Annotated in this window: 16 protein-coding genes; 7 read left to right on the forward strand and 9 right to left on the reverse strand. The window is 69.8% G+C overall.

What is annotated here, in order from left to right:
* Positions 1-70: 70 nt before the first annotated feature.
* Positions 71-427, reverse strand: a complete 357-nt coding sequence (locus tag ACFY1E_RS00290; RefSeq protein WP_030582488.1) for an iron-sulfur cluster assembly accessory protein — start codon at positions 425-427, stop codon at positions 71-73.
* 312 nt (positions 428-739) lie between these two features.
* On the opposite strand from ACFY1E_RS00290, the gene nadA reads away from it, so the two are divergent.
* Complete coding sequence (nadA, locus tag ACFY1E_RS00295) at positions 740-1,936, forward strand: quinolinate synthase NadA (protein ID WP_389069593.1); 1,197 nt, start codon at positions 740-742, stop codon at positions 1,934-1,936.
* 15 nt (positions 1,937-1,951) lie between these two features.
* On the opposite strand, the gene ACFY1E_RS00300 is transcribed toward nadA, so the two are convergent.
* Positions 1,952-4,204: a protein kinase gene (locus ACFY1E_RS00300; protein WP_389069596.1), complete on the reverse strand. Its 2,253-nt coding sequence runs from the start codon at positions 4,202-4,204 to the stop codon at positions 1,952-1,954.
* Positions 4,205-4,982: 778 nt separating this feature from the next.
* Between ACFY1E_RS00300 and ACFY1E_RS00305 the strand changes: the two genes are divergently transcribed.
* Positions 4,983-5,381 carry a hypothetical protein gene (locus tag ACFY1E_RS00305; protein WP_389069598.1) on the forward strand — a complete coding sequence of 133 codons (399 nt, stop codon included), beginning with the start codon at positions 4,983-4,985 and terminating at the stop codon, positions 5,379-5,381.
* A 137-nt stretch (positions 5,382-5,518) separates the two neighbouring features.
* On the opposite strand, the gene ACFY1E_RS00310 is transcribed toward ACFY1E_RS00305, so the two are convergent.
* The 5 genes from ACFY1E_RS00310 to ACFY1E_RS00330 all read right to left on the reverse strand — a co-directional run bounded on the left by ACFY1E_RS00310 (position 5,519) and on the right by ACFY1E_RS00330 (position 12,025).
* A complete protein-coding gene (locus ACFY1E_RS00310; RefSeq protein ID WP_389069600.1) occupies positions 5,519-8,680 on the reverse strand; it encodes an efflux RND transporter permease subunit in 3,162 nt (1,053 codons plus the stop codon).
* 182 nt (positions 8,681-8,862) lie between these two features.
* The gene (locus tag ACFY1E_RS00315; RefSeq protein WP_389069602.1) at positions 8,863-9,543 is read right to left on the reverse strand and encodes a response regulator; all 681 of its coding nucleotides are present in this window, start codon (positions 9,541-9,543) and stop codon (positions 8,863-8,865) included.
* Entirely contained in the window at positions 9,540-10,760 is a 1,221-nt protein-coding gene (locus ACFY1E_RS00320; RefSeq protein WP_389069604.1) for a sensor histidine kinase, read from the reverse strand. Before ACFY1E_RS00320 ends, ACFY1E_RS00315 begins: the two co-directional genes overlap by 4 nt.
* A 190-nt stretch (positions 10,761-10,950) precedes the next feature.
* Positions 10,951-11,229 carry a hypothetical protein gene (locus ACFY1E_RS00325; protein ID WP_389071540.1) on the reverse strand — a complete coding sequence of 93 codons (279 nt, stop codon included), beginning with the start codon at positions 11,227-11,229 and terminating at the stop codon, positions 10,951-10,953.
* Between the two features lie 31 nt (positions 11,230-11,260).
* Positions 11,261-12,025, reverse strand: coding sequence for a PspA/IM30 family protein (locus tag ACFY1E_RS00330; protein ID WP_389071542.1), 765 nt, complete (start codon positions 12,023-12,025; stop codon positions 11,261-11,263).
* A gap of 263 nt (positions 12,026-12,288) precedes the next feature.
* Between ACFY1E_RS00330 and ACFY1E_RS00335 the strand changes: the two genes are divergently transcribed.
* Together ACFY1E_RS00335 and ACFY1E_RS00340 are read left to right on the forward strand one after the other, a co-directional pair.
* Positions 12,289-12,963, forward strand: coding sequence for a DUF3043 domain-containing protein (locus ACFY1E_RS00335; protein ID WP_389069606.1), 675 nt, complete (start codon positions 12,289-12,291; stop codon positions 12,961-12,963).
* A gap of 83 nt (positions 12,964-13,046) precedes the next feature.
* The gene (locus tag ACFY1E_RS00340) at positions 13,047-13,748 is read left to right on the forward strand and encodes a class I SAM-dependent methyltransferase (RefSeq protein ID WP_389069608.1); all 702 of its coding nucleotides are present in this window, start codon (positions 13,047-13,049) and stop codon (positions 13,746-13,748) included.
* Between the two features lie 133 nt (positions 13,749-13,881).
* Here the strand turns inward: ACFY1E_RS00340 and ACFY1E_RS00345 are convergent, their stop codons facing one another.
* Positions 13,882-14,094: a hypothetical protein gene (locus tag ACFY1E_RS00345; protein ID WP_389069610.1), complete on the reverse strand. Its 213-nt coding sequence runs from the start codon at positions 14,092-14,094 to the stop codon at positions 13,882-13,884.
* 113 nt (positions 14,095-14,207) lie between these two features.
* Between ACFY1E_RS00345 and ACFY1E_RS00350 the strand changes: the two genes are divergently transcribed.
* Positions 14,208-15,410 (forward strand): bifunctional adenosylcobinamide kinase/adenosylcobinamide-phosphate guanylyltransferase, encoded by a 1,203-nt coding sequence (locus tag ACFY1E_RS00350; protein WP_389069613.1) that lies wholly within the window; start codon positions 14,208-14,210, stop codon positions 15,408-15,410.
* On the opposite strand, the gene ACFY1E_RS00355 is transcribed toward ACFY1E_RS00350, so the two are convergent.
* Positions 15,399-15,929: a methyltransferase domain-containing protein gene (locus ACFY1E_RS00355; protein ID WP_389069614.1), complete on the reverse strand. Its 531-nt coding sequence runs from the start codon at positions 15,927-15,929 to the stop codon at positions 15,399-15,401. The genes ACFY1E_RS00350 and ACFY1E_RS00355 overlap by 12 nt on opposite strands.
* 137 nt (positions 15,930-16,066) lie before the next feature.
* Between ACFY1E_RS00355 and cobT the strand changes: the two genes are divergently transcribed.
* Positions 16,067-17,191, forward strand: a complete 1,125-nt coding sequence (gene cobT / locus ACFY1E_RS00360; protein WP_389069617.1) for a nicotinate-nucleotide--dimethylbenzimidazole phosphoribosyltransferase — start codon at positions 16,067-16,069, stop codon at positions 17,189-17,191.
* An 83-nt stretch (positions 17,192-17,274) separates the two neighbouring features.
* Positions 17,275-19,011, forward strand: a complete 1,737-nt coding sequence (locus ACFY1E_RS00365) for a phosphatidylglycerol lysyltransferase domain-containing protein (protein ID WP_389069620.1) — start codon at positions 17,275-17,277, stop codon at positions 19,009-19,011.
* The last annotated feature ends 9 nt before the right edge of the window (positions 19,012-19,020 follow it).

A 19,020-nucleotide genomic window follows, 5' to 3' on the forward strand; every position in this document is an offset into this window, starting at 1 on the left:
GAAGGCGGCGGCCCTGTCGGAGGGGGCCGCCGCCTTCGGTCTGTTCAGTTGTCCAGCAGGCCGGAAGGGCTTAGCTGAAGGAGTCGCCGCAGGCGCAGGAGCCCGTCGCGTTCGGGTTGTCGATCGTGAAGCCCTGCTTCTCGATGGTGTCGACGAAGTCGATCGACGCGCCGCCCAGGTACGGGGCGCTCATGCGGTCGGTGACGACCTTGACGCCGCCGAAGTCCTTGACCACGTCTCCGTCGAGGGAGCGCTCGTCGAAGAAGAGCTGGTAGCGCAGGCCGGAGCAGCCGCCGGGCTGAACGGCGACGCGCAGGGCCAGGTCGTCACGGCCTTCCTGGTCGAGCAGGGCCTTGACCTTCGCCGCGGCGGCGTCGGACAGGATGATGCCGTCGGTGACGGTGCTGGTCTCGTCCGATACGGACATCTACATCTCTCCCGGGTTGTACGGAGACTGCTTGCCGACTGGTGCAACCGGCAAGGCCGCGGATTCATTCCGGGCCGGGCGCCGTTTTTCGGCGCCCTCTTCATGCTCGCACATGCGATGGCGAGCGGAAAACGGCTCATCGGGATTCATGTCACATCGACGCAATGACCATCGTCAAACTGACGTGAAGCGGGTTATGATAGATAGCGTCAGTTAGACGAGAAGGGCGAGCAGGACGAGAAACACGTCCGGAGAACGTCCACCCGCAGGACCTCCAGCAGAACCTCCCGCAGAACAGAAAGGGTGCGTGTCGTGACCACCGCCCAGACCCCGGAGCTCGACGTACAGCCGACTCCTCTCGCCCTGCTGCTGCTCGGCCGCGAGGCCGACCCGAAGAGCGAGCGGGGCGTCGAGTGCCCCGGCGACCTGCCGTCCCCGTCCGACCCGGACCTGGTGGCGCGCGCCCGCGCGGCCAAGGAGAAGCTCGGCGACAAGGTCTTCGTGCTCGGCCACCACTACCAGCGCGACGAGGTCATCCAGTTCGCCGACGTCACGGGTGACTCGTTCAAGCTGGCCCGGGACGCGGCGGCGCGGCCGGAGGCCGAGTACATCGTGTTCTGCGGTGTGCACTTCATGGCGGAGTCCGCGGACATCCTGACCTCCGACGACCAGAAGGTCGTCCTGCCGGACCTCGCGGCCGGGTGCTCGATGGCGGACATGGCCACCGCCGAGCAGGTCGCCGAGTGCTGGGACGTGCTGACGGAGGCCGGAATAGCCGGGCAGGTCGTCCCGGTCTCGTACATGAACTCGTCCGCGGACATCAAGGCGTTCACGGGCAAGCACGGCGGCACGATCTGCACCTCCTCCAACGCCCAGCGGGCCCTGGAGTGGGCCTTCCAGCAGGGGGAGCCCGATTCGACAAAGGTGCTCTTCCTGCCCGACCAGCACCTCGGCCGCAACACCGCCGTCCGCGACATGGGCATGTCCCTGGAGGACTGCGTCGTCTACAACCCGCACAAGCCGAACGGCGGGCTGACGGCGGACGAGCTGCGCGCCGCGAAGATGATCCTGTGGCGCGGCCACTGCTCGGTGCACGGCCGGTTCTCGCTGGACTCGGTGAACGACGTACGCGAGCGCATCCCCGGCGTGAACGTGCTGGTCCACCCGGAGTGCAAGCACGAGGTCGTGGCCGCGGCGGACTACGTCGGCTCGACGGAGTACATCATCAAGGCCCTGGAGGCCGCGCCCGCCGGGTCCAAGTGGGCCATCGGCACCGAGCTCAATCTCGTACGACGGCTGGCGAACCGTTTCGCGCCCGAGGGCAAGGAGATCGTCTTCCTCGACAAGACGGTCTGCTTCTGCTCGACCATGAACCGCATCGACCTGCCCCACCTGGTCTGGGCGCTGGAGTCCCTCGCCGAGGGCAACCTGGTCAACCGGATCGAGGTCGACAAGGAGACGGAGGCGTTCGCAAAGCTGGCGCTGGAGCGGATGCTGGCGCTGCCGTAGCCGTCCGCCCCGCTGTCACCCCGAGACGGGTTTCCGCTCGGGGTGCCCGGGGTCCAGGCTGAAGACGGTGCCGTCCGGGGTGCTCACGACCAGCGCGCCACCGTTGAGCAGCACCTTGGACTTGGTCACGTCGCCGCTCGCGAGCTGGTCGGCGTGGGCGCCCGTCTCCCACAGCAGCGGGCCCTTGCGGGTGTCGAGGGCGGCGACCCGGCCGCTGGTGCTGGCCAGGTAGAGGGTGCGAGTGCGGGAGTCGTACGTGGGTTGTCCCGAGCCCTCGACGTCGGTGCGGGTCTGCCACAGCGGTTTTCCGGTCAGCGGGGACACGGCGGTCACCTTGCCGTTGGCCTGGGTGATCCACAGGGTGTCGGCGGCCAGCCGCACCGAGCCGTCGTAGGTCGTCGTCAGCCTCGTCGTGGTGGCGGAGCCGGTGTCCGGGTCGAGCAGCCAGATCTCGCCGAACTTCAGGTCCTCGGGGCGCGCCGGGCCGGTTTCGCCGCCGACCACGAAGGCCAGCCGTCCGCCGACGGTGCCGAGCAGGCTGCTCGTGTACGGGGTCTTCAGACGCCGCAGGACCGATCCGTCGGCCTTGTTCAGTTCCAGGAGTGAGGCGCCCTTGGCCGCGCCGTCCGGGAAGCACTGGGCATACAGGCGGGAGCCCGCCGTCGTGAACTGGCAGTAGTCGTCGGAGGGCAGCTGCAGGGTCCAGCGGTCGGTGCCGGTGCGCGGCGAACGGGCCGACACCAGCCGGCCGGTGGGGTCGGGGGTCAGCACGAGGTCGCCGGAGACGATCTGGTCGACGGTGACGTTGTTCCGCAGACGGGCCCACAGCTGCCGGCCCGTCCTGGTATCGAGGGCGACGATGCTCGCCTTGGCGCTCCCGTCGGTCCCGTAGACGTAGTGCTGGAGGAGCATCGCGTCGTCCCGCACCCCGAGGAGTTCGAAGTTGTCCCGCGCCTTGTCCGCTCCCTCGGCGGAGGTCGACAGCGCGGAGCGCCAGACGGTTTTGCCGGTACGGCCGTCCAGCCGGACCGGGAGGATGTTGTTGCCGGCGCAGTAGACCGCGTTCTCGTACGTCTGGCAGGTGGCGTCGCCCGCGTCCGTGCCGTCCTTCGCCGGCGGGTTGACCTCGCCCCGCTGTGCCGTCTCGTACATCGTGGTCTGCCAGGGCTGCCAGCCGGTGGGGAGCGCCGCCCAGCGGGAGTCCGTGGACGAGGCGGAACTCACCGCCGGGGCGTCGTCCGGGAAGCCGGGCCCGAAGCGTATGTACCACCCGGTCCCCAGGACCAGCGCGCCCACCGCGCAGGCCGCCACCTTCCAGGGGCGGACCCTGCGGCGTCGTGTGCGGCCTGACCGGGTGACCTTTCCGGGTCCCGCGCCGCCGGTCCCGGCACAGGTCTCCTCGAAGGTCCTCGGCTCGCCGAGGCGGAGGGTCGTGGTGTCCAGGTCCCTGGGGTCCTGCTCGGGCAGGGCCTCGGCGAACTCCTTGGCCAGTACGTCCAGTTGGGGCCGGTCGGCGGCGTCCTTGACCAGACAGCGCTCCAGGACCGCGCGCAACGGGCCCGGTACGCCGTCCAGTGCGGGCGGCTCGTGGACGACCCGGAAGGCGGTCAGGTACGGGCTGGCGGCATCGAAGGGACCGCGTCCGGTGGCCGAGTAGACCAGGAGCGCGGCGAGCGAGAAGACGTCCGAGGCGGGTCCGACCGTGCGGGCGTCGGTGAACTGCTCCGGTGACATGAAGGGCGGGGTGCCGATCATCTGGCCGGTCTCGGTCAGGGTGTTGTGGTTCTCCACGGCGCGGGATATGCCGAAGTCGATGACGCGGGGACCGTCCTCGGCCATCAGGACGTTGGCGGGCTTGAGGTCCCGGTGCACCACTCCGGCCCGGTGGATGTCCTGCAGCGCCTCCACCAGTCCCAGGGCCAGCCTTCGCAGTTGGGTGCCCTTGAGGGCGCCGTGGTCGCGGATCCGTTCGGAGAGGGAGCTGCCCGCCACGTACTGGGTCGCCATCCAGGGCCGTACCGCCTCCGGGTCGGCGTCCACGACCGGGGCGGTGAAAGCACCGCTGACCTTGCGGACGGCCTCGATCTCCTGCCGGAAGCGGGCGCGGAAGACCTTGTCCTCCGCGTACTGGGCGTGCACCACCTTGACGGCGACGTCACGGCCCGAGCGTGATCTGCCCCAGTAGACGACCCCCATGCCGCCGGACCCGAGCCGGTCGACCAGCTTGTACCCGCCGACCGATTTCGGGTCGTCCTTGTGCAGCGGCACGCCCGAACCCCCTTCCATGCACGGCAGTTCGAGGCCACAGGATACGTAACGGGTTGGCAGTGACGGGTGGGCCGCCTGCGCAGTCCGGTTCAGTCCGTCGTGACCGACACGCCACTGCTGGCGTCCCTCGAACTCGCCCGCATAGCATGCTCGTTCACTTGTGCGACGAGCAACGAACTCCTGCGACCTCCACACCATCTACGAAGGGGCCGACTTGGGCGCCGATGCCTTGCGGCTGCGACTGGCGGATCTGACGGCGTCCGGACAGGGCGCCACTGGGCTTGGCCCCCTCTCCGAATCCGACCACGTACGTCCATAACCCGCAAACATGGTCCGATTCACTAGGGCTTGCACCAGAGTGCCCTCCCGGCGATGCGGCCCGAGGTCCCTTCGACTTCAGAGAGGCGAATCCGAATTTTCCTCCTGATGGAGCCGCGACCGCGGCGATGCGTTCAGCACCGATTGGCGGAAATATCGACTGTTCAGAGATAGCCGAGTACATCATGCGGGAGAGCGGAGGGCAAGGAAAGATTGTTAACTTCACCATAAAAGACGACCCCATTATCAGTATCCCCGAGAGGTCAGGGCAAGTCGTCACAGAGTATCGTTATCACGACGTCTACACCGATGGTCGATACGTGTACGACCCGGCTATGAGATCAGACCCGATTCCATATGGGGACTACGAGCGATCCATTCGACTACTGAATCCAGGAAAGAAACTAGTCGTCCAAAACGGGGGGTATTCGGGACCCCTATGGTGAGGTATACAGTTAATATGTCGAAACGAAGCGTGCAAGCAATGCAAGCGCTCAGCCGGTTTGGGGAGCTGGCCTGGTTCTCCTTGCCGGCAGAGACCCATCCCCTGTACGGGCACCCACAGGTGCCATATATGGGCTGGCGTTACACGTCCTCACGAGAGGGCGTCGCGCAGCTCATCGAGGATGCCGTGAAAAATCTGCCGACACAGGTGGAATGGACGCTGGACAGGACCAGGAGGAATTGGATCCTACTGCCGTCCCGACTCATCACCGAAGGGCATGGGCTTGACGATCCCGAATTCACAGACGGCGTCCACTCCATCAATATCGAGGATCAAGATTTCTGCTTGAGAGCGGCATCGGATCTATCCCTAATCATTCAGCGCCTTCAGGAAGTTACGCTACCGGAAAGCTAAGATCTTCTCGGATGCCCCGTATCCACACGGAAGGAGTAACGAGAAATCCTAAGGAACAGCGCTCCTGCACCGCTCGGTGGTCAGCCGAAAGGGGCACCCCGCAACATACGGGGTGCCCCTTTTCGTCCGTGCGGCTGTCAGACCCGCGCGGGCTCCGGGTCGCCGGACTCGATGTCCGTGTCCGGCGTCGCCTGGGTGGGGACACCGGCCTTCTGTCCCCTCTTCGCCGCCCGCTTCTCAGCCCGCCGCTCCTTGCGCACCTCGAGCATCGCGTACAGCGTCGGGACCAGGAGCAGGGTCAGGAGGGTCGAGGTGATCAGGCCGCCAATCACCACCACCGCCAGGGGCTGGGCGATGAAGCCGCCCTCGCCCGTTACACCCAGGGCCATGGGCAGCAGCGCGAAGATCGTCGCCAACGCCGTCATCAGGATCGGACGGAGGCGGTGGCGGCCGCCTTCCACCACTGCTTCCACAACGCCGTAACCCTGCTTGCGGTACTGGTTGATCAGGTCGATCAGCACGATCGCGTTCGTCACCACGATGCCGATCAGCATCAGCATGCCGATCATCGCGGGGACGCCCATCGGAGTGCCGGTGGCTACCAGCAGGCCGATCGCGCCCGTCGCCGCGAAGGGGATGGAGACCAGCAGGATCAGGGGCTGGGCCAGCGAGCGGAACGTTGCCACCAGCAGCATGAAGACGATCGCGATCGCCGCCAGCATCGCCAGGCCCAGGTTCTTGAACGCGCTGTCCTGGTCGGACGTGACGCCGCCGATCTCGGCCGTGGCGCCCGCCGGGAGCTTCAGGGCCTTGATCCTGGACTGGAGCTTGGTGCTGACCGCGCCCGTGTTGTTGCCCGTCGGCTTCGCGGTGATGGTCGCCGCCCGCCGGCCGTCTATACGGGTCATCGAGACCGGACCGTCCACCAGTTGCACCGTGGCGATGTCGCCCAGCTTCACCGGGCCGAGCTGCAGGTTCTTCAGTTGGTCCAGCGTCGTCGCCGGGGTCGCCGCCTTGATGACCACGTCGCGCTCGGTGTCGTCCAGGATCGCCTTGGCCGCTGTGGTGCCCTTCACCGCCTGGGCGACCGCCGCGCCCAGCGTCTGGTCGTTGAAACCGGCCGCCGCGGCGTGGGAGTTGGCCTTGACCGAGATGCGCGGCACGCTCTGCGAGAGGTCGCTGGTCACGTCCGTGACGTGGTCGAGGCCGGCCACCGCCGCCCGCACCTGCTCCGAGGCCCTGCGCAGGACGTCCCCGTCGGCTGCCTTCACGACCACGCTCAGGTCCTGGTTGCCGAAGCCGTCACCGGCCGAGACCGTCGTCGTACCGATGCCGGAGAGCTTCTTCAGGCCCGATTCGATGGCGTCCTGGACGTGTGTGGCCGACGCATCGTCCGCCAGCATGACCTGGTACGACGCGTGGTTGGTGTCCGTGCTGCCGCCGAAGGCCGCCATGAAGCCGGACGAGCCGACCGTCACCTGGTAGTCCTTGACGCCCTTCACCGAAGCGAGCAGCTGCTCGACCTTCTTCGCCTGCTCGTCGGTCACCGCCAGGCTCGTGCCCGGCTTCAACTCCTGCTTGACGGTGAGGACTTCCTGCTCGCCCTGGTCGAAGAAGTTCGTCTTCAGCAGCGGCGCCATGCCGAAGGTGCCCACCAGGACGGCCACCGCCAGCAGGACGCTGGTGAGTCGGCGGCGGGTCGCGAAGCGCAGGACCGGGACGTAGACGCGCTGGAGCCGGCTTCTCGTCTCCTTCTCCTCCGCCTTGCGGCGGGCCTCTGCCGCATCCTCCGGTGTGGCCTCCGGGGCGCGCAGAAACCAGTACGACAGGACCGGTACAACCGTCAGGGACACGACGAGCGACGCCAGCAGGGCCGCCGTCACCGTCAGGCTGAACGGGCCGAACAGCTGCCCCACCATGCCGCCCACCAGGCCTATCGGCAGGAAGACCGCGACCGTGGTGAGAGTGGAGGCCGTCACCGCACCGGCCACCTCGCGGACGGCGTTCAGGATCGCCGCCTGGCGCTCCTCGCCGTAGCCGAGGTGCCGTTTGATGTTCTCCAGGACCACGATCGAGTCGTCGACGACCCGGCCGATGGCGATCGTCAGCGCGCCCAGCGTCAGCATGTTCAAGGACAGGTCGCGCGTCCACAGGACGATCAGGGCCAGGACGACCGAGAGAGGGATCGACACCGCCGTGACGAGTGTCGAGCGGACCGAGGCCAGGAAGACCAGGATGACGAGGACCGCGAAGAGGAGGCCCAGCCCGCCCTCCGTCGTCAGACCGCTGATGGCCCTCGAGACCGCCGGGCCCTGGTCGCTGACGACCGTGATCTTCGTTCCGGAGCCCAAGTCCCCCCGGAGGGCCGGGAGTTTGTCCTTGAGCGCGTTCGAGATGGCGACCGCGCTGCCGTCGTGGTCCATGGTGACCGTCACGGCGAGGGAGGGCCTGCCGTCGGTGCGGGTGAGGGAGTCGGCGGGGGCCTGCTGCTGCGTGACGGTGGCCACGTCACCCAGGCGGACCGGCTGAACCGGTTTCCCGACCGCAGCCGAAGTGGCCCCGCCCGTGACCATCAGATCCTTGATCTGGGCGAGCGAGGTGAAGCCGCCGCCGACCTGGACGGTGCGGTTGTGGCCGCCCTCGTCGAAGGAGTCGGCCGGGACGGTCGCGCCGCCCGCCTGCAGGGCCTGCGCCAGCGCCTGGCTGGTCAGGCCGGCCTTCGCCAGCTTCCTGTCGTCCGGTGTGACGGTGACCTGCAGGTCCCGTACGCCGTCGACCGTGACCCGGCCGACGCCGTCGATGTCCTTCAGGTCCGGTACGACGGTCTTGTCGAGCTGGTCAGCGAGGGCCTGCTGGTCCTTGCCGGAGGTGACGGCGAGGACGACGGTCGGCATGTCGTCGGTGGAACCGGCGACGACCTGCGGGTCGACGTCGTCCGGGAGCTGCGCCCGGGACCGGTTGACGGCCTGCTGGACGTCGGCGACGAGCTGCTTGGTGTCGTTGCCGTAGTCGAAGGACGCCATGATCACGGCGTTGCCCTCACTGGCCGTCGAGGTGACGCCCGAAATGCCGTCCACGGCTTCGAGGTTGTTCTCGATGGGCTCCACGACCTGCTTCTCGACGACATCCGGGGACGCGCCCTGGTACGGCGCGAGGACGGACACCACGGGCAGTTCGATGGAGGGCAGCAGCTGCTGCTTGAGCTGGGGTATCGCGATCGCCCCGAAGGCGAGCGCGATGACGGACATCAGCCCGATCAGAGCACGTTGCGCGAGGCTGAATCTGGACAGCCAGGACATGGGTCAGGGGTCTCTTTTCTATGAACGGCAGATGAGCGGCAGAACGGCGGGCAGTACCAAGTGCGGCGCACATCTGAGCGCCCGCCCCTACACCCTGTGCCATCGGTGCGCGCTGATCCGTAGGCCCCAGGTCCATTTCCTTATACGGCGCATACTCTGGCCGCAGTAGGGCCGGGTAGAGCTCACTCCACCCTTGGACGGACCAGCCCGGACTCGTACGCGATCACGACCAGCTGGGCCCGGTCGCGGGCGCCCAGCTTGGCCATGGCGCGGTTGACGTGGGTTTTTACCGTGAGCGGGCTGACCTCGAGGCGTTCGGCTATCTCGTCGTTGGAGTGGCCGCCGGCGACCTGGACCAGGACCTCGCGCTCGCGGACGGTGAGCGCCGCCAGGCGTTCGGTGCGGGCGGGGTCGCGGCCGTCGTCCGCGTCGCCCTGGGCGAGGAAGCGGGCGATCAGGCCCTTGGTGGCGGCCGGGGAGAGCAGGGCCTCGCCGCCGGCCGCGATCCGGATCGCGGTCAGCAGTTCCTCCGGCTCGCTGCCCTTGCCGAGGAAGCCGGAGGCGCCCGCCCGCAGGGACTGCACGACGTAGTCGTCGACCTCGAAGGTGGTCAGGATGACGATGCGGACATGGGCGAGGGTGGGATCGGTACTGATCATGCGGGTGGCGGCAAGACCGTCGGTGCCGGGCATCCGGATGTCCATCAGCACGACGTCGGCGCGCTCCTCCTTGGCCAGGCGCACCGCCTCCGCGCCGTCGGAGGCCTCGCCGACGACCTCCATGTCGGGCTCGGAGTCGACGAGCACGCGGAAGGCGCTGCGCAGCAACGCCTGGTCGTCGGCGAGCAGGACGCGGATCGTCATGCAGTTCCCCCCGGAGTGGCCGTACGGGTCTTGACCGGCAGGATCGCATGGACGCGGAAGCCGCCGCCGTAGCGGGGGCCGGTGGTGAGGGTGCCGCGCAGGGCGGTGACGCGCTCACGCATGCCGAGCAGGCCGTGGCCGCCGCCGCTGTCGGGGGCGTCGTCCTCGCCGGAGCCGTTGTCCAGGACGGTGATCTCCACGTTGGGGCCCACGCGTACGACGCTGACCTCGGCCTTCGCCTCCGTACCTGCGTGTTTCTGGACGTTGGTGAGGGCTTCCTGGATGACGCGGTACGCGGCCAGGCCGACGGCGGCGGGCAGGGTGGTGCCGTTGTCGGCGCGGGCGACCTCGACATGCAGGCCGGCGCTGCGGAAGGTGCCGACGAGTTCGTCGAGGCGGTCCAGGCCGGGGGCGGGTTCGGTGGGGGCCTCGGGGTCACCGGACTGGCGCAACAGGCCCACGGTGGCGCGGAGTTCGTTCAGTGCGGAGCGGCTGGCCTCGCGGACGTGGGCGAGGGCCTCCTTGGCCTGGTCGGGGCGCTTGTCCATGACGTGCGCGGCGACGCCCGCCTGGACGTTGACCAGGGCGATGTGGTGGGCGACGACGTCATGCAGATCGCGGGCGATCCGCAGGCGTTCCTCGGCGACCCGGCGGCGGGCCTCCTCCTCGCGGGTGCGTTCGGCTCGCTCGGCGCGTTCGCGGATGGCCTGGACGACGGCGCGGCGGCTGCGGACGGCGTCGCCGGCGGTGGCACCGATGCCGGTCCAGGCGAAGATGGCGAGATTCTCCTGGGCGTACCACGGGAGGGCCCCGAACAGCATGGAGGCGCCGGTGAGGACCGTCATCGTGAGCAGGCCGAGGCGCCAGGTGGTGGCGCGGTCGGTGCTGGCGGCGACGGTGAAGAGGGCGACGACCGCGGACATCGCCACGGGGGCGCGGGGGTCTCCGACGATGCACTCGACGAGGGAGACCGTGCCGGTGAGGGCGAGGACCGTCCTGGGGGCGCGGCGGCGGAAGACCAGGGCGAGGGCGCCGAGGACCATGAGGACGAGGGCGAGGGTGTCGGGGGTGCGGACGCCCCAGGTGACGCCGTTCTTGCCGTGCGGGTCGACGAAGGAGCCGGCCACCATGCACGCGAGTACACCGGCCGCCAGGGTCGCGTCCAGCGCGAGGGGGTGCGCTTTCAGCTGACACCGGGTGCGTTCTAGTGTGCCCACGCTTGAACAGTACGGGGCGGTGGTCCGGGCCGGAACCGGTGGTGGCCGCCCCTGGGGGCTTGCAGCCCCCAGACCCCCGCTTCGGCCCCGAAAGGGCCTCGTCCTCAAACGCCGGACGGGCTGAATTGTGCGGACCGGCGCCACAAAGGAGCCCGGCCGAAGGACACCGGCCGGCTGCCGGAGAAAGCCGTCAGCCCGGGATCAAGCCGTCGTCCCTCAGCAGCTCCCGGACCTCCTCCAAGGTCGCGTCCGCCGACGGCAGGATCAGTTCCGACGGCTCCAGGGAGTCGTCGGGCAGGGGCTCGCCCAGTTCGCGGACCTTGGCGAGGAGGGTTTCCAGGGTACGGCGGAAGCCGGGGCCGTCGCCCTTCTCCACTTCCTGCAGGAGTACGTCGTCGAGCTTGTTGAGTTCGGTGAGGTGGCTGTCGGCCAGCCTCACCTGCCCCTCCCCCATGATCCTGACGATCATGTCGCCCATGTCGGCCTCCTAGGCGTGGGCCCTACTGCTTGTCGAAGCGCGGGGTGTCCTGCGGCTGCTGCTGGGACTGAGACTGCCCCGTGCCGCCCTCGATCGCCTGCTGGGACGAGCCTCCGGCCAGCTCCGCCTTCATCCGCTGCAGTTCCAGCTCCACGTCCGAGCCACCGGAGATCCGGTCCAGCTCGGCCTGGATCTCGTCCTTGTGCATACCGGACTGGTCGTCCAGGGCACCCGAGGCGAGGAGCTCGTCGATCGCGCCGGCCCTGGCCTGGAGCTGGGCGGTCTTGTCCTCGGCGCGCTGGATCGCAAGGCCCACGTCGCCCATTTCCTCCGAGATGCCGGAGAAGGACTCGGCGATGCGGGTCTGGGCCTGGGCGGCCGTGTACGTCGCCTTGATCGTCTCCTTCTTCGTACGGAAGGCGTCGACCTTGGCCTGGAGCCGCTGGGCCGCCAGGGTGAGTTTCTCCTCCTCGCCCTGGAGCGTCGCGTGCTGCGTCTCGAGGTCGGTGACCTGCTGCTGGAGGGCGGCACGGCGGGACAGCGCCTCGCGGGCCAGGTCCTCACGGCCCAGCGCCAGCGCCTTGCGGCCCTGGTCCTCCAGCTTGGTGGACTGCGACTGCAGCTGGTTCAGCTGGAGCTCCAGGCGTTTGCGGGAGGTCGCCACGTCGGCGACACCCCGGCGCACCTTCTGGAGCAGTTCCAACTGCTTCTGGTACGAGTAATCGAGGGTTTCGCGCGGGTCCTCGGCCCGGTCAAGGGCCTTGTTCGCCTTCGCGCGGAAGATCATCCCCATACGCTTCATGACACCGCTCATGGGCTTCGCGCGCCCCCTTCTGACGGACTTCCAGCTCCAGCTCTGCGACAGAACCCACAGTACGGGCCCTGCATCCATTGACGCACTGTTCGGGGACGGATGCGCTCATCCCCAAGGACGACTGCAACCGCTCCCGCTCCGGCGTAGGGAGTAGGTGTCCCCCCAAGGAGACCCCTGGGAGACCCCCACGGACTCCGTGGCCGGAAGGCACGTGCAACGTCCCCTCTGTCCCTTACATGACGACTGGTGTTGCCGGATCGTTCCCCACGGGACTGGGGTCCAACCCCGGCCACCCCGTACCCTTGGGTTTTGTGTTCCGTAGCCGTGCCAAGGAAGAGAAGGCAGCCGTCGTCGACAAGGCGCCGCTGACCGACTCCAAGCAGCCCCGTGACCCGCAGGCGAAGAAGGGTCGGCCCACGCCCAAGCGCAGTGAGGCCCAGTCCCAGCGCCGCAGCGTCGCCAACACCTCGATGACGCGCAAGGACGCCGCCAAGCGCCAGCGCGAGGAGCGCCGTGCCGCGCTGGAGCGGCAGCGCCAGGCGCTGGCCGGCGGTGACGAGCGGTATCTGCCCGCCCGTGACAAGGGTCCGGTGCGCAAGTTCGCCCGCGACTGGATCGACTCGCGGTTCAACGTGGCGGAGTTCTTCCTGCCCATGGCCGTGGTCATCCTGGTGCTGAGCATGGTGAAGGTGGGCGCGCTGCAGAGCATCGCGCTGCTGCTGTGGCTGGTAGTGATCGTGCTGATCGTGCTGGACACGATCGTCAACGCCTTCCGGCTGAGGAAGCAGCTCGCCGAGCGCTTCCCCGGCCAGAACACGAAGGGCGCCACCCGCTACGCCCTGGTTCGCTCCCTCCAGATGCGCCGGCTTCGGCTGCCGAAGCCGCAGGTCAAGCGCGGAGAGCGGCCCTGAGCACTACGTCGTTCTCCGGGGGCGCGGCGGATGCCTGGCTGGGCAAACTGGGCGGTCTGCGCAATGCCGTACGGCAGGAGCTGGTGGCCCGGCAGCTCGACGAGCAGATAGCGGGACGGTTTCCGGTCGGGCAGCGGCTGCGGGTGCTCGACGTGGGCATGGGCCAGGGCACGCAGGCGCTGCGGCTGGCGCGGGCCGGGCATCAGGTGACCGGCCTTGAGCAGGACCCGACGATGGTCGCGGTCGCGCGCGAGGCCCTTTCCGGTGAGCCCGAGGGCATCCGGGAGCGGGTGCGGATCATTGAGGGCGACGGCCGGGACACCGGGGTGCACTTTCTGCCGGGCAGCTTCGACGTGGTGCTGTGCCACGGGGTGCTGATGTACGTCGAGGAGCCGGATCCGCTGCTGGCGGGGCTGGCCCGGATGCTGGCGCACGGCGGGCTGCTGTCGCTGCTCGTACGCAACGGCGACGCGCTGGCGATGCGGCCGGGGCTGTCCGGGGACTGGGCCGGGGCGCTGGCCTCCTTCGACACCGTGTCGTACACCAACCGGCTGGGGCTCGACGTACGGGCCGACCGCCTGGAGGCGCTGACCGCGACGCTCGCCGGGATCGCCGCACCGCTGCACGCCTGGTACGGGGTGCGGGTGTTCACGGACACCGCGGCGGACGGGACGGAGATCCCCGCCGACATGGAGGCCTTGCTCGCGGTCGAGGAGCGGGCCGGGCGGACGGATCCTTATCGGGGGGTGGCGGCGTTGCTGCACCTGTGTGGGGTGCGCGGATAGCTCCGCTGGTGGGCGGGACGGGTTGCCGGTTGCCTGCGGCGGTGCCGAAGCCGGGTGACCGGACCTCGGTGACGTTCACCCGGAACGGGAGGGAGCGGCCGGATCACGGCCGTCCCCTCCCCCTCCGTACCGGCTACGCCTCTTCGGCGTGCAGGCTCATCGGCCCGTAGATCTCCGCGGAGTCCTCGAACAGCCGCACCTGGTCGGCGCCGCCCTCCTGCAGGGCCTTCCAGTGCTCCCCGATCCAGGACTCGGCGTCCCCCTGCGTGGTGAACTCCTCGGGCTGGACCGCGGGCTGGACCTCCGCCCCGTCGGCCTTCTCGAACCGCCACGTCCATGACGCCATCTACGCCTCCCGTGTCTGAGCACCTGCAGAGCAGAAGGCGGATCTTGGTCCGCCTCCTGCCAGAAGCCTAGTCGGATGGGCAGCACCTGCGCAGACACGCGAAAATCACTTCCGTGGAAGTGACTCTGCTCGGCACCGGTGCCCCCGCGGGCCTGCCCCGCCCCGACTGTCCCTGCGCCGCCTGTGCGACCGCGCTCGGCGTGGACGCCCGGGCGGCGACCGCGGTGCTCGTGGACGGGACCCTGCTGCTCGATCTGACGCCGGGCGCGGCGTTCGCGGCGGCGCGGGCCGGGCATTCGCTCGGCGGCGTACGGCAGGTGCTGTTGTCGCATCCCCACCGCGGGCCCGTGGTCGAGGTGCCGGCGGGACTGCCGCAGCCCGGGCGGGTGCCGGACGGGCGGGAGTTGGCGCTGCTGACGGGGCATCGGGTGCGGGCGGTGGCGATCGACGGGCCGGGCACGGGGTACGCGGTGACCGGGCCGAACGGGCAGCGGCTGCTGTATCTGCCGCCGGGGGGTGCGCCGGCCGGTCTGGAGCACAACGGGACCGTGGCGTACGACATGGTGCTGACCGATGTGGTGGGGCGGCCGGACGCGCTGGCCAAGCTGCGGGCGGTCGGTGCCGTCGGCCCGACCACGGATGTGGTCGCCGTCCATCTCGGCCATGACGTGCCGCCGGGGCCCGAGTTGAGGCGGCGGCTCGCCGCCGCGGGGGCGCGGGCCGTGCCGGACGGGGCGACGCTGACGGTGGGGGTGTACGAGGACGTGCCCGATGTGCCGCGGCGGACGCTGGTGCTGGGCGGGGCGCGGTCCGGGAAGTCGGTGGAGGCCGAACGGCGCCTGGAGGCCTTTCCGGACGTGCTGTACGTGGCGACGGGCGGCTCGCGGAACGGGGACACGGAATGGGCGTCCCGGGTGGCCGTCCACCGGGAGCGCCGGCCGGGGTCCTGGCGGACGGCCGAGACCTGCGATCTGGTGCCGCTGCTGGCGGCCGACGGCCCGCCGCTGCTCATCGACTGTCTGTCGCTGTGGCTGACGGACGCGATGGACTCCGTAGGGGCGTGGGACGACGCCCAGTGGGCCGACGGCGGGGAGCGGGCCCTGCGGGAGCGGGTGCGGGAGCTTACGGAGGCGGTGCGGGCCAGTCGGCGCACCGTGGTCGCCGTGTCCAACGAGGTGGGCTCGGGGATCGTGCCGGCGACCGCTTCGGGGCGCCGGTACCGCGATGAACTCGGGCGGCTGAACGCGGCGTTCGCCGGGGAGTGCGAGCAGGTGGTGCTGGTGGTGGCCGGGCAGGCGCTGGTGCTACGGGGCTGAGGGTCTGCGGCGCGCGATGATCCGGTGCGTGTAGGGGAACTGGCCGAGGAGGTGCCGGCTCGTCGCGAGGATCGTGCAGCCGTGGAAGTCGAGTTGGGTGCGCAGCGCGGGCGACTGCGCGGGCTGGGTCTCCACGAGGAGGAGACCGCCGCGGCGGACGAGCGTGAGGGCGGCGCGGAGTTCCGCGCGGGGGTCCGTGACCGGTGAGCGGTGCTGGAGGAGTGTGACGACGTCGTAGCGGCCGCGCAGGAGCGTGGTGATGTGAGGGTCCGTCACATGCCCCACGAAGGCCTCCTCGACGCGCTCGGCGTGGCAGGCGTAGGACACGCGGGGGGTGGGGTCGAGGCCGTCGAAGGAGGTGTAGGGGAAGAGTTCGCGTGCCGTGCCGGGGAAGTGGGCGTCGCCCGTGCCCACGTCCAGCCAGCTCTCCGGTTCGGGCAGGAGCCGCAGGACCGCGCGGGCCGCCGAGAGGTGCCTGCGCCGGTCACGGGCGCTGACATGGGTGCTCGGGTAGGTCATGGCGGCTCCCGGAGGCGTAGGACAATCCGCTGCAAAACGGAACGTATGGGATCCATGTCCCGGGGGCAAAGACGTCACGCGCGCGTGGTCCCCCTGCGGCGCTGTCCCGTTCGGCCGGTGCCGGTACTGTTCGGCGAATGAGCTCGCTTAATCTCGACGACTTCACCGATCTGATCGAGCGTCCCGACGGCGGGGTGCGCCGCGACGCCGAGGCGCGCAGGGAGCGTCAGATCGTGCCGCCCGGGTCGCTGGGCCGGCTCGACGACCTGGGTGAGTGGCTTTCGGCGGCCCAGTCCGCCGTGCCGGTGCGACCGATCGAACGGCCCCGGGTGGTCCTCTTCGCCGGCGACCACGGAGTCGCCGAACTGGGTGTCTCGGCAGGACCCGCGGGCGGCGCCCACGAGTTGGTGCGGGAGATCCTCGAGGGCGGCCGCCCGGTGTCGGTGCTCGCCCGGCGGCTCGGCGTGCCGGTGCGGATCGTCGACATGGCGCTGGACTGCGACCCCGACACCCTGCCCGCCGAGGTCGTACGGCACCGGGTGCGGCGCGGCAGCGGACGGATCGACCTCGAGGACGCGCTGACGGCCGAGGAGGCGGAGGCCGCCTTCCGGGCCGGTGTCGCGGTGGCCGACGAGGAGGCCGACTCCGGTACGGATCTGGTGGTGCTCGGCGATGTGAGCGTGGGCGGGACGACCCCGGCCGGGGTGCTGATCGCCGCGCTGTGCGGGACCGACGCGTCCGTGGTCACCGGGCGGGGCGGCCTCGCCATCGACGACCTGGCATGGATGCGCAAGTGCGCGGCGATCCGGGACGCGCTGCGCCGGGCCCGGCCGGTGCTGGGCGACCAGCTGCAACTGCTGGCGGCCGTGGGCGGGGCCGACCTCGCCGCGATCACCGGGTTCCTGCTGCAGAGCGCGGTGCGCAAGATGCCGGTGGTCCTGGACGGGGTCGTGACGGCCGCCTGCGCCCTGGTGGGGCAGCGGATCGCGTTCCGGGCGCCGGACTGGTGGCTGGCCGCGCACGACAGCGGGGAGCCGGGCCAGGCGAAGGCGCTGGACCGGATGGCCCTGGAGCCGCTGCTCTCGCACGGGGTGACCGTGGGCGAGGGTGCGGGGGCGCTGCTGGCGCTGCCGCTGGTGCAGGCCGCGGCGGCGCTGTCCGCGGAACTGCCGGAGAAGCCGCAGTCCTTGGGGGTACCTGAGAAGGATGAACCCGAGGCCGAGTGGGCGCAGGACGTCGACACCAAGGAGGAGACCGAGTAGGCCGCAGGAGGGACGAAAGTCGACAGAGCCACAGACAAAGGATGGATGGGTTCATCAAGACATCGCCCATATGATCCTCACTCATGGGAGATGCCCGAATTGCCTCGCGGCGCGCTGCCGCATTCGCCGTCTGGTATTTGCGGGCCGTCGCGTTCGTCAATTTCCTCAGTGCCGTCTGGGTCTCTCTGGGGCAGGACGTGCGGCGGCACAACCAGGAGAACTTCTTCACCCCGTATCTGCTGACCGCCGGTTTCGCCTCCGGGGTGTTCACGGCGTTCCTCGCCGTCACCATGCGGCGCCGCAAGCGCGCCGCATGGATCCTCAACCTCGCGCTGGCCGGTTCGTTCCTCGGGCTGTTCGCTTTCGCGATGGCGTACCCGGAGATCCGGCAGTACGCCCAGAACTGGATCTCGCTCGGCCTCACGGCCCTGTTCGTCCTTGCCCTGCTGGTCGGGCGGCGGGAGTTCTATGCCAGGGGCGACCGCTCGAATCCGAAGCTCGCCGCCGCCGTCGCGGTGGGCGGCACGCTGGTCGCCTCGCTGTTCGCCGCGCTGCTGGTGACGGTCACCAACCAGGCGCCGGACGCGGCCGTTTCGACGTTCCTGGAGCGCTGGCGCTACGGCGCCCTCAGGCTCGTATCCGTCGCCGTCGACGAGTCCCGCTTTCCCGGCATCGACGCGCCGAACTGGGTGAACGTCGCCATCAACGTGCTCAGCACGGTCCTCGTCCTCGCCGTCTTCTACGCCGCCTTCCGCTCCCGGCGGGCCGTCGACCCGCTCACCGAGGAGGACGAGAAGCGGCTGCGGGAGCTGCTGGAGCGGCACGGCGAGCGGGACTCGCTCGGGTACTTCGCGCTGCGCCGGGAGAAGAGCGTGGTGTGGTCGCCGACCGGTAAGGCGGCCGTCGCCTACCGGGTGGTGGGGGGTGTCTCGCTGGCGTCCGGTGATCCGATCGGGGACCCGGAGGCCTGGCCGGGCGCCATCGAACCATGGCTCGCCGAGGCACGCGCGCACGGGTGGATCCCGGCCGTGATGGGGGCGAGCGAGGAGGCCGGCACGGTGTACGCGCGGCACGGCCTGGACGCCCTGGAGCTCGGCGACGAGGCACTGGTGGAGGTGGCCGACTTCACCCTCGACGGACGGGCCATGCGCACCGTGCGGCAGGCCTACAACCGGGTGAAGCGGGCCGGGTACACGGTGTGTATCCGGCGGCACGAGGACATTCCGGCAGAGGAGATGACGTATCTGCTCAAGCGGGCCGACGACTGGCGCGACGGGGCGACCGAGCGCGGGTTCAGCATGGCGCTGGGCCGGCTCGGGGATCCCGAGGACGGGCGGTGCGTGATGCTGGAGTGCACCGACGGCCAGGGCGAGTTGAGGGCGCTGCTGTCCTTCGTGCCGTGGGGCCCGCGCGGGCTCTCCCTCGACCTGATGCGCCGGGACCGCGCATCCGACAACGGCCTGATGGAGTTCATGGTCATCGAGCTGCTGCGGCGGGCCCGAGAGATCGAGATCACGCAGGTCTCGCTCAACTTCGCGATGTTCCGTTCAGTCTTCGAACGTGGTGCACGCCTCGGTGCCGGGCCGGTGCTGAGGCTGTGGCGCTCGCTGCTCAGCTTCTTCTCGCGCTGGTGGCAGATCGAGTCGCTGTACCGCGCCAACGCCAAGTACCGGCCCATCTGGGAGCCGCGGTTCCTGCTCTTCGAGAAGAGCGCGGACCTGCCGCGCATCGGCATCGCCTCGGCGAGAGCGGAAGGGTTCCTGGAGGCGCCGGGGCTGCCGAAGTGGCTGCACCGCAAGCACCTGGAGACGCACAGATGAGGATTGCCG

It is taken from the genome of Streptomyces sp. NPDC001604 (genome assembly GCF_042893475.1).
In the GTDB taxonomy this organism is placed as follows: Bacteria; Actinomycetota; Actinomycetes; order Streptomycetales; family Streptomycetaceae; genus Streptomyces.

What these genes read in the sequence shown, in the direction of transcription:
- ACFY1E_RS00290 (WP_030582488.1), bottom strand. Translation starts at nt 427, where the DNA reads ATGTCCGTATCGGACGAGACCAGCACCGTCACCGACGGCATCATCCTG.
- ACFY1E_RS00335 (WP_389069606.1), top strand. Translation starts at nt 12,289, where the DNA reads ATGACGACTGGTGTTGCCGGATCGTTCCCCACGGGACTGGGGTCCAAC.
- ACFY1E_RS00315 (WP_389069602.1), bottom strand. Translation starts at nt 9,543, where the DNA reads ATGACGATCCGCGTCCTGCTCGCCGACGACCAGGCGTTGCTGCGCAGC.
- ACFY1E_RS00355 (WP_389069614.1), bottom strand. Translation starts at nt 15,929, where the DNA reads ATGACCTACCCGAGCACCCATGTCAGCGCCCGTGACCGGCGCAGGCAC.
- ACFY1E_RS00325 (WP_389071540.1), bottom strand. Translation starts at nt 11,229, where the DNA reads ATGATCGTCAGGATCATGGGGGAGGGGCAGGTGAGGCTGGCCGACAGC.
- cobT (WP_389069617.1), top strand. Translation starts at nt 16,067, where the DNA reads ATGAGCTCGCTTAATCTCGACGACTTCACCGATCTGATCGAGCGTCCC.
- ACFY1E_RS00345 (WP_389069610.1), bottom strand. Translation starts at nt 14,094, where the DNA reads ATGGCGTCATGGACGTGGCGGTTCGAGAAGGCCGACGGGGCGGAGGTC.
- ACFY1E_RS00305 (WP_389069598.1), top strand. Translation starts at nt 4,983, where the DNA reads ATGTCGAAACGAAGCGTGCAAGCAATGCAAGCGCTCAGCCGGTTTGGG.
- ACFY1E_RS00330 (WP_389071542.1), bottom strand. Translation starts at nt 12,025, where the DNA reads ATGATCTTCCGCGCGAAGGCGAACAAGGCCCTTGACCGGGCCGAGGAC.
- ACFY1E_RS00365 (WP_389069620.1), top strand. Translation starts at nt 17,275, where the DNA reads ATGGGAGATGCCCGAATTGCCTCGCGGCGCGCTGCCGCATTCGCCGTC.
- ACFY1E_RS00310 (WP_389069600.1), bottom strand. Translation starts at nt 8,680, where the DNA reads ATGTCCTGGCTGTCCAGATTCAGCCTCGCGCAACGTGCTCTGATCGGG.